Raw genomic sequence first — 10253 nt, forward strand, 5'->3', positions numbered from 1 at the left:
GCCAGTCAGGTTCGTTGACTGGCATTGGTTAGGTAAGATCTTTGAAAATCGAAATTATGATTCAGTTCGCGAACCGACTTTCTCCAGTCCCCAAACCAACCCGATACCTACCAGCATCATTACGATGGCAAGAGTCAGTTGAGACGGTTGTTGAATAACAGATTCGAATTCAAACGGAGACAGATTGTGTTGAACCGCCGGTACCTGCTCCCCTTTGGAGTTAGTGCGCCAGGAGATTGTCTCTTTCCATGGCCAGATTTTCGGTAGGGTACCCAACATAAGACCTGTCAAAAATGTCAGTGTGTAGTCTCTGAAGTTTTTCAATAGCCATGAAAGAACATGAGAGAAACTCAGAATACCCACTACACAGCCCAGCATGAACAACATCAGAACGTCGATCTGTAATCCTTTTGCCGCAGCCAGAATAGGACCATACATACCCAGCAGCAAAAGAATGAAGCTGCCCGAAATACCAGGAAGAATCATGGCGCAGATAGCAATCATTCCTGCGATGAAGATATTCAAACTGGTATCCGCCATCTGAAGAGGGCTGACGACAGTGATGGTGTAAGCAAAGCCGACGCCTAGCAATAAGAAAACGCCAGTCACGATGTTCTTCTTCTCAACCTGTTTCAGTACATGCACAACTGAAATCAAGATCAGACCGAAGAAGAATGACCAAAGTGGAATAGGATGTTCAACCAATAGCCACGAGATAAGTTTGGCAAGCGTCAGAATACTAAGAATGATGCCGCTGAACAGAGTGATAAGGAACAAACCATTGATGTGGTCGAAGGCGGCTTTAAAACCTTCTCTTTTCCAAATGCCGATAATAGAAGGGTTAACACGACGAATGCTTTCCAGAAGCGTGTCGTAAATGCCTGTGATAAATGCGATTGTACCGCCAGACACGCCTGGCACTACGTCTGCAGCACCCATGGCAACACCTTTAAAAAAGGTTTTTAAAAGATTCATTTAGGTCGTTCATTCTCTTCGATAAAAGGTTGAATGGATTATGATATAGAAAACCAATGAAGAAAAGCGACATATTAATGAGGATGTATGTCAGTTGTGTTCAGAGGTGGCGCTACTTTCCGACTGAGTAATGAGTCATTTACAGTAACTTAGATTTTAGTTTTGAAAAGTTGGCACACCCATTGCATTTATACATGTGACCCTTATTAAAGCCGAGGGTCACCTAGCCAACTGACGTTGTTAGTGAACCCGATTTGTTCACAAAAAATATAAGCCAATCGCCCTATTGCGGTTGGCTATTTTTTTGCCTAAACAACCATAAAATCAATATAAGTCTTTGTATTAAAATAATATTTTTAAATGTTCATGACATTTCTTTTATCACTCTCATTTTTGTGACAATGGTCGATAAAGCGACTGCAACTGCTGACAATTAAGTCAACACAATATGCGATCTGTTTTACATTTTGCAGTGATTTGCAAAATGGGAATTGCATTATGCGAAAATGAAGAAAAAACTGTGCTCTAGGGCTCAACTTCTTCCCAAATTGGATTTGAATGCACTTCACAAAAGTAAAGATGAGTTGAGTGATTAAAATGAGTTGGAAGGACTTAGTCGGAAACAAATGCCCATCGAAATGCCTGATAGAAAGCATTTTTCCCGTCTTTGCCTACTGTCAGTCCATTACTTGAAATTATGTGCTCAATTGGCCAGGTCAACACTTCCTGAATCGACGCTCTAAGGAGAGACATTCTTTCGAATTGAGTTCTGTCAGAAAAGGGAAAAACAGTGCTTTTACCCGCACCAAAAATAACGGTAATCAGGCGTTGAGGTAAGGGCAGATGGGGTTGGTTGGCTAAAAGCAGATCAGGCAGGATTAACGTTCGGCTTTGCGGATCGCAAAAAATCACCTTTCTGGGTAACTTTGAGCCTAACAGAGAGGTTTGAAGCAGTTCACCTTGTAACAATTTATGAGTTTGTGAGGAGAGTGCATCATCGAAATGCAGATCCGAACGCTGCTGAATAACTGTTGGTGTAGCAAGAAACTGCGCCTCGGAATAGGCAAGCCACCATTCAGACAGTGTAGGGTGATAGGTAGGTGAAGTTACACAGATCTGTTTTATAAGCCCTAGATCAGACAGAGCCAGTTGTAACTGGGTGGTGAGTTCCACTGGATTAATAATGATTAGCGTATCGTCAGTGCGCTTAACCACTATCATCCGGTGAAGACAGTCAAACCCGTGGCGACGAATTCTAGTATCGCAATACCACAACCTTTTTGGGTGCCACTCAACTAGCATCAGACCTCCTTGTCCGTTTCTTTACGCTTTATGCGTAGCCCATTAAATGCAAAAGATTTTCGGCAGTTTCTATTGCCTGTTTTCTATTGGCAATCGCCAGTTTCTGGTAAAGGTTGCGAATGTGGGTTTTGATGGTGGTTCCTGCAACGTCCAGCTCCTGCGAGATCTGCTCATTGCTCAAGCCTGCATAGATTAACCCTAGAACCTGCCATTCTCTTTGAGTTAGTGGGCTGGTTCGGACCAGTTCCGGAACATTGGGGTGATTCACCAGTTTCTCTACCAATTGCTCATCAAAGTGCACCGATCGGTTTCGGTTCCTGCTACTGATGTCTTTGAGTAGCTGCTGAATACGGTGTTTTTCTAAATCACCTATCTTGTCGTTGCTGAGCAGTTTTTGCAGCGGCGCGATCAAGATTTCACCTTCAATCAGGTAATACCCAACAAGACCTGTCTGAGTGGTCAGCTTAATGGCTTGTTCTAGCGCACTTTCGGCAGAAGCCGAATCGCCAAGTTGTATCTGGATAGACGCTTCAACGATCAAGTTTCGGTTTTGGTCGGTGACCAAGTTGGCTTTCAATGCTTCGCTTTGCAAAAATTCCAATGTATCTCGGGCTTTTTCAAGCATATTTAAGCTTGCGTAAGCTCTGCAAATGTTTCGCCACTGGAGCTGGCTGAAGTGGTTTCTTGCGTCTGTTGGGCGATGGACGCTACCAAGCCACTGCTCAATCTCTTGTGTTGCTCCTTTTGCCTGCCAGAAAAGCAACAGTGAAAGTGAAGCATTTGCACTCCAGTCAATGTGGTAATCAGAAAGCTGAATCAGGTGCAAAATTTGATCGACATAGCGCGATGCCTTATCCAGTTCACCTCGTCCAATAGCAATGCGTGCAAGCATGGAGTAGCCATGAAGGTGGTTACTTTGATCATGTTTACCCAAAACATCCAGACCTCTGTGTACGCAATCCTCAGCTTCATCCAGTCGGTTCCAGCCCCAAAGTACCTGAGCGCGAATTCTAAGCAAAAATTCGTGAAGTGGAAGCTGGTGTAAATGCTGTTCTTCAACCAGTTTTAATGCGTTGTCCTGAACTTCATAAGCGGCCTGAACGTATCCCTGAGCGATAAGTATTTCACTCTGCTGAAGCAGTGCCCACAAAGCCTGCGGAATGATCTGATACTGTCTCGCCAGCTTCTCCGTCTGCTGCATAAGTGGTAAGGCGCGGTCGAGGTGCCCTAATACGTGATTCACTTCTCCCATGACGGAAGTTGCGACTATTCGGCTGCGATAGGTTGTCGGTGAAAGCTGGCTCAGCGCTAAATCTGCCAGTGTCTGCGCTTTCTCGGGTTCATTCTGGTTAATTGCCACCTGCGCGAGTAGGGCATTGACCTGACCTTGGTCATTATTGGTGAGTTCTATATTGTTTAACTTAAGCTGTTGCTCTGCTTCTGTAAGCAGTGAGGCGACCCTATCATACTGGTGCTGGCTCTGAGCTAGCCACGCACGCAGTAGCGCAAGGCTGGGCTGGCTGAATCTTTTTTCGGGTGGTAGATACTCCAATGCTCGATCAAGCAGAACCAGTTCACCCTTGTTGAACATTGCCCAGCCGTGTTTATCCAGTACATCCACAATCAGATCATCATCTTTCGATTTTAAGGCATGACTCAGAGCTTGATCCGGATTTTTCAATGATAGCCAGGCATGGGCAGCGGAGGAATGCAGTTTATTGTCTTGTGCGGGGAGGTGTGTCTGGCGCTCGTGACTAAGAAACTCACCGAACAGGTTGTGGAACCGATACCAGTTCTGTTCTCCTTCAAGCGAATAGATGAATAAGCCGAATCGATTTAGTGTTTCGATCATTCCAAGCGCATCTTCCCGACCTGTTACCTTTGATGCCAGCACATCATTAAACGTATCGAATACGGAGCATTGCATCAGAAACTGGCGGGTTTCTGAATCCAGTAGCTCAAACACCTCTTCGAGTAAATAATCCCAAAGGTGCGTATGGTTAAAATCAGATAAGGTTTCAGCAGACTGCACCAGAGACTTCTTCTGATGTTGAGCCTGCAAGGCAAACAGCTGTAATGCAGAAGGCCAGCCTTCGACATAATGACGCAATGCGTTGGCAGTGGAGTCGTCAATCCCGTCTGCTACACGGAGTTTGAAAAAGCGAGCGGTTTCTTCGTTGTCGAATGCCAGCGAGTCGTTATCTACTTCGATCATCAGATCGCGAACTCTCAAATTAGCCACGCCCAACGGCGGCAGTGCACGGCTGGTTACGACCAGTGTAATGTTGTCTGGCAAATGTTTAAGGAAGAAGCGCATGCCTTCATGGATTTCTTCATTCTCGATACAGTGGTAATCATCCAGAACAACAAAACAGTTTTCTGTAACCTGACTGACTTCAGCAAACACCTCGCTAAACAGAGTCTTGAGTGAGGAAAACTGACGCTTTTCCGCCAGAGACTGAGATTTGCGACAAGCATTATCGGTTGCGACGTTCAGTGCCCGCAAAAAGTAGTTCACAAAGCGAAAGCTCTCGTTGTCGCTGTCGTCGATGCTGAACCAGCCAACGTTTGGCTGTTCTGCCAGCCACTGAGCGGCCATCGTCGTTTTGCCGTATCCGGCAGGAGAACGAAATAGAATCAGTTTGTAGTGCGGAGCCTGTTTCAGCAACTCAAGAACTCTTGGGCGAAGAATGGCGTTGTGCAAGCGTTTAGGGCGAGTAAGTTTAGAGGGAATCCACATAATTTTTCTTATTGATGTTTTCTACGCCGGATACTACGAGGAGGGGTTCTCACCATCCTTGATCGATCTCTTAAATCTAAAGATAGGGGATATTCTGAGGAGGACTACGCCTTAATAGTGTGATTTAGATCTTATTTATGGCTCAACTTTCCAGAGAAATTTAATGAGTAAACACATAAAAAGGGGAATTTATCGCTGCGTAAAGTGACAATAACTGCACCGTATTGATTCATTTGTCGAATATAATTTGCGTGGGAGCTACTTAAACTTCTCAATGTAGGTTTTATTGCATTAAAAAGGTGAAGTAAGTCACCATCCATGAATCGTTTGCACAAGTTTTGCTCATTGGCTCACCAATATCGTTCGCTCTACTACCTACGCCCTTAATCCTCCTCCTCCTCCTCCTTTCATTCAGGATGATGTTTTGCTCGCGTGTTCGGCTGAAGATAAACAACGCTCCAGTCTTTAGGATCAAAAGCCCTTAATACGGAGCAACAAATTTTGAACCCAAGTTAGCTTTCTTGTGCTGAATTTTCGTCCGCGGATGGCTCGACTGATTCAGGTTAGCGGCGTCTGGTAGTCCGATGCGTGAGTAGCTTGGGGGGACATGGAAAACCAACAGCGAGAATTCCAAATGAAGCCGACAGAGCACGTGAATTTCAATAAAGAAGAGTTCAAAAACGCAGTAAAAAAGCATTTGGCTGCCACTTATGCGACCACCGTTGAAAATGCGTCAGAAAGAGCATGGTATTTGGCGACAGGTCGAGCGCTTGCAGAATTAACCACATTTGACTTACTAGAGACAGAAAACGACCCAAAAATTAAGAATGCCCGAAGCGTTAATTATCTGTCTCTTGAATTTCTGATCGGTCGTCTTACCGGTAACAATCTTATTAGCCTTGGGCTGTATGACGTTGTCGATGAGGCCGTCAAAGAGTTAGGGCAGAACCTGACTGATATTTTAGAAAACGAACGCGACCCGGCACTGGGTAACGGTGGCTTGGGTCGACTTGCCGCCTGCTTTATGGATTCTTGTGCCGCGCAGCAATTCCCGACAGTGGGGTATGGCCTGCATTATGAGTACGGATTGTTCCGTCAGTCTTTTGAAGACTGCCATCAGAAAGAAGCGCCAGATGCATGGGCTGGAGTTGAAGGTTACCCATGGGAAGTCGCGCGTCCGGAACTGGCACAACAAGCCGGATTTTATGGTCACGTGGATTTTTACGTGAATGATGATGGTGTCGAAAAGCGTCGCTGGAAACCGGGCATGTATGTACAGGGAATGCCTTGGGATATGCCGATTGTCGGATACCAGAGCCGCACAGTTTACCCACTGAGACTCTGGGAATGTCGTGCAATAGCACCATTCAGTCTGGAAAGCTTTAATAACGGCGATTACTTTGAAGCTCAGCATGCGCTTATCGATGCCGGAAACGTCACTAAGGTGCTATACCCGAACGACAACCACGAAAAAGGCAAAACGCTTCGACTGATGCAACAATACTTCCATGTTCGTTGCTCAATGGCCGATATCCTTCACCGCCATCAGGCAAATGGTCATTCGCTCGAAGACTTACCAAAATACGAAACCATTCAGTTGAACGATACTCACCCGACAGTGGCGATCCCCGAACTGATGCGAGTTCTGGTGGATGAGAACGATTTTGAGTGGGATGATGCCTGGTCGATCTGTACGAAAACCTTCGCTTATACCAACCACACTTTGCTGCCCGAGGCGTTGGAAACCTGGAGCGAAGCGCTTCTGCAACGCTTACTTCCCCGCCATATGGAGATCATCTATCACATTAACCACCTGTTCCTGCACGATGTGAAAGAGAAGTGGCCGGGTGATGTCGATAAGATGCGCAAACTGTCGATCATTGAAGAAGGTACGCACCGCATGGTTCGTATGGCGAACCTTTGTGTTGTCGGATCTTATGCCGTTAATGGCGTGGCCGCGCTTCACTCTGCTCTGGTAAAGAAAGATCTGTTCCCTGAGTTCAATGAGATGTTCCCCGGACGTTTGCAAAACGTGACGAACGGAGTTACGCCAAGGCGCTGGCTGAAATTCTGTAATCCAGAATTATCTGATCTGATTACCAGTAAAATTGGGGAAGACTGGATTGTCGACCTCGATGAATTAAGAAAAATAGAAAAATTTGCAGACGATGAAAACTTCCAGCAAGACTTTATGCGTGTGAAGCAAGCTAATAAGCAGCGTCTGGCAGACTGGGTTAAAGAGAACATGGACATTGAATTGGATACTGACGCCATTTTCGATGTGCAAATCAAGCGTCTGCATGAGTACAAGCGTCAGCATTTGAATTTGTTGCACATTCTGTCGCTTTATCACCGTCTGCTTAACGATCCTAAATTCGATATGGCACCTCGCGTGGTGTTCTTCGCGGCAAAAGCAGCCCCCGGTTATCACCTCGCAAAAGAGATCATCTTTGCCATCAATAAAGTGGCAGAGAAAATCAATAACGACAATCGCGTTAAACACAAATTGAAAGTCGTGTTCATGCCTGATTACCGTGTAAGCATGGCTGAAATTATCATCCCTGCTGCGGATGTTTCCGAGCAGATTTCGACCGCTGGTAAAGAAGCTTCAGGAACCGGAAACATGAAGCTGGCGCTCAATGGTGCACTGACCATAGGTACGATGGACGGTGCGAACGTAGAGATTCGTGAAGAAGTGGGTGACGACAACATCTACATTTTCGGTTTAGAAGTGGATGAAGTTCAGGCATTACGTGAAACAGGCTATAACCCATACGACTACTACCATGCGGATCACTTACTGAAAGCGTCGTTGGATCTTCTTGTTGGGGACGAATTCACTCCGGGGCAACCGGGTCGTCTGGCTGCCACCTATGAAAGCCTGTTAGATGGAGGGGATCCATATCTGGTTCTGGCGGACTTTGCTTCCTACATCAAAGCGCATGAAGATATGGATGCGCAGTACCGAGACCAGAAAGGATGGGCGCGCAAAGCGATTCTGAACACTGCGCTGGTGGGTAAATTCAGTTCTGACCGCAGTATTCGAGATTACGTAAACAATATCTGGAAACTGGAAGCAGTAAAACGTTCATAACGCTTGTTGCTGAAACTGTGGATACCGACCTTACCAAGGTATCCACAATCAGCGAAAAAGAGGGCATAAGTCACCTCCGGAGAAAATAATGAAAGAAGTCCGAAAAACAACGCCAGAGGCTATTAAACAAGTCGCGATCAAAGCGAACATTGCAGAAAAGTACATTAATGCCATGGGGCAGGAAACCGATGTTTCTATTGATACCATTGCGCATTTACTAAATTCACTCGGCTACGACGTCTCGAATGACAAGGCTTTGCTAGCATCTGCCGAGAAGAAGCACAAGAAACCGGTTCTCGAACCGATCCTAATTCTGACCGACGATCAGGATGTACATATTGAACTGAATCTGGGCGCCAGTGCCCGAGAAAGCGAGTTTAGCTGGCGTCTGGAAACCGAAAACGGTGAGATGCTGGAAGGATATCTCCAGTCCCAGATCGTAAGCGACAAACGCAAATCAGGTGGTCCTTTAGTTTTTGCACTGCCAAACAACCTGTCGTGGGGTTATCACAAACTTAGTATTACTCGTAAACGTCGAAAAGCACCTTATGAGATGACTCTGGTTATTGCCCCTAAGCGCTGCTACAAGCAGGAATCTTTGCTGTGCGGCGAAAAAATGTGGGGACCAAGCGTTCAGTTGTACACCTTAAGAACCTCTCATAACTGGGGAATGGGCGATTTTGGCGACCTGAAACAACTCGTGAGCCAGGTAGCGGAGCGTGGTGGCGATTTCATTGGTCTCAACCCGATTCACTCTCTGTTCCCTGCTAACCCTGAAGGCGCAAGCCCGTACAGCCCATCATCTCGTCGCTGGCTAAACGTTCTTTATATTGATGTCAGTTCGGTTCCTGAATTTGCACTTAGCAGCGACGCTCAGGCACTGGTAGGAAGTGCTGAGTTTCAGCAGAGGCTACAGGAAGCCAGAGAATCCCACTGGGTCAACTATAGTGAAGTATCGGCACTGAAGATGAGTGTCCTGCCCATTCTCTACACAGAATTTAAACGACGTCACCTTGAGAAAAATACCGACCGTGCGACTGAATTCGTTTCGTTTGTTGATCAAGGCGGGCAAAGTCTGTTGCAGCAGGCGACCTTTGACGCCCTGCATGCCTACCTTAAGGAAGACGACGGTGATACATGGGGTTGGCCGGTATTTCCTGAAAAATATCGCAAATACCACAGCCCAGCGGTAAGAAAGTTTATTGTCGACCATGAGGATTTGGTTCAACTACATCTTTACCTGCAGTGGTTAGCGGACTGCCAAATCAAAGAAGCGCAGTTACTTGCAGAAGAGAAGGGCATGCAGGTTGGACTGTACAGGGATCTGGCAGTTGGTGTCGCGGATTCAGGTTCTGAAACCTGGGCAGATACAGGCGAATTGTGTCAGGACGTCAGTATAGGGGCTCCGCCAGATATTCTTGGTCCGCTGGGGCAAAACTGGGGGCTTCCACCGCTGAATCCACAGGAATTGCAAGCGAGAAAGTTCAAGCCATTCATTGAGCTGTTACGAGCAAACATGACCCACTGCGGAGCGCTACGAATTGACCATGTTCTTGGTTTATTGCGTCTTTGGTGGGTTCCTAAAGGTGAAAACGCATCAGAAGGTGCGTATATCTACTACCCAGTGAAGGAGATGCTGGCACTGCTGGCGTTAGAGAGTCATCGCCACCAGTGCTCCGTTATCGGAGAAGATTTGGGAACTGTGCCTGATGAAATTGTCGAGTTGCTTTCTGAAGCGGGCATTCATTCATACAAAGTGTTCTTCTTCGAAGTGGCGGAAGACGGTGGGTACTTCTCCCCTCAACACTATGCTGAGCAGTCGATGTCTGCCCTCTGTACTCACGATATGCCAACCCTGAGAGGGTTCTGGCACTGTGACGACTTAAAAATGGGAGAAGAACTGGGTTTGTACCCCGATGAAGAGCAGCTTAATAAACTATTTGACGATCGTCTTCGCTCGAAACAAGAGATTTTGAATAGTGTGGCGTGGCATGGTTACTTGCCGGAAGGTGTGGGTCGAGATGCCTCTAAAGTCCCGATGGACAGACACCTGAGTGAGGCGCTTCAAATGCACCTTGCTGCTGGTAGCAGTGCGTTACTCAGTATTCAGCTCGAAGATTGGTTAGAGATGGACAAACCCGT

Annotated in this window: 5 protein-coding genes; 2 read left to right on the forward strand and 3 right to left on the reverse strand. The window is 46.5% G+C overall.

What is annotated here, in order from left to right; all coding sequences use genetic code 11:
- Positions 1-54 precede the first annotated feature (54 nt).
- The 3 genes from RH89_RS23290 to malT form a co-directional block, all read right to left on the reverse strand.
- The gene (locus RH89_RS23290) at positions 55-975 is read right to left on the reverse strand and encodes a polyprenyl-phosphate transporter (protein ID WP_004407340.1); all 921 of its coding nucleotides are present in this window, start codon (positions 973-975) and stop codon (positions 55-57) included.
- A 612-nt stretch (positions 976-1587) separates the two neighbouring features.
- Positions 1588-2277, reverse strand: coding sequence for a hypothetical protein (locus tag RH89_RS23295; protein ID WP_004407342.1), 690 nt, complete (start codon positions 2275-2277; stop codon positions 1588-1590).
- 28 nt (positions 2278-2305) lie between these two features.
- Complete coding sequence (gene malT, locus RH89_RS23300) at positions 2306-5017, reverse strand: HTH-type transcriptional regulator MalT (RefSeq protein WP_004407343.1); 2712 nt, start codon at positions 5015-5017, stop codon at positions 2306-2308.
- A 634-nt stretch (positions 5018-5651) separates the two neighbouring features.
- Between malT and RH89_RS23305 the strand changes: the two genes are divergently transcribed.
- Both RH89_RS23305 and malQ read left to right on the forward strand, forming a co-directional pair.
- On the forward strand, positions 5652-8111 hold the full coding sequence (locus tag RH89_RS23305) for a glycogen/starch/alpha-glucan phosphorylase (RefSeq protein ID WP_004407344.1): 2460 nt from the start codon (positions 5652-5654) through the stop codon (positions 8109-8111).
- An 88-nt stretch (positions 8112-8199) separates the two neighbouring features.
- Positions 8200-10253 (forward strand): 4-alpha-glucanotransferase (gene malQ, locus RH89_RS23310; protein WP_004407346.1); only part of this gene is annotated, 2054 nt, incomplete at its 3' end.

The sequence above is a fragment of the Vibrio nigripulchritudo ATCC 27043 genome (genome assembly GCF_000222685.1).
Lineage (GTDB): Bacteria > Pseudomonadota > Gammaproteobacteria > Enterobacterales > Vibrionaceae > Vibrio > Vibrio nigripulchritudo.

What these genes read in the sequence shown, in the direction of transcription:
- RH89_RS23295 (WP_004407342.1), bottom strand. Translation starts at nt 2,277, where the DNA reads ATGCTAGTTGAGTGGCACCCAAAAAGGTTGTGGTATTGCGATACTAGA.
- malT (WP_004407343.1), bottom strand. Translation starts at nt 5,017, where the DNA reads ATGTGGATTCCCTCTAAACTTACTCGCCCTAAACGCTTGCACAACGCC.
- RH89_RS23305 (WP_004407344.1), top strand. Translation starts at nt 5,652, where the DNA reads ATGAAGCCGACAGAGCACGTGAATTTCAATAAAGAAGAGTTCAAAAAC.
- RH89_RS23290 (WP_004407340.1), bottom strand. Translation starts at nt 975, where the DNA reads ATGAATCTTTTAAAAACCTTTTTTAAAGGTGTTGCCATGGGTGCTGCA.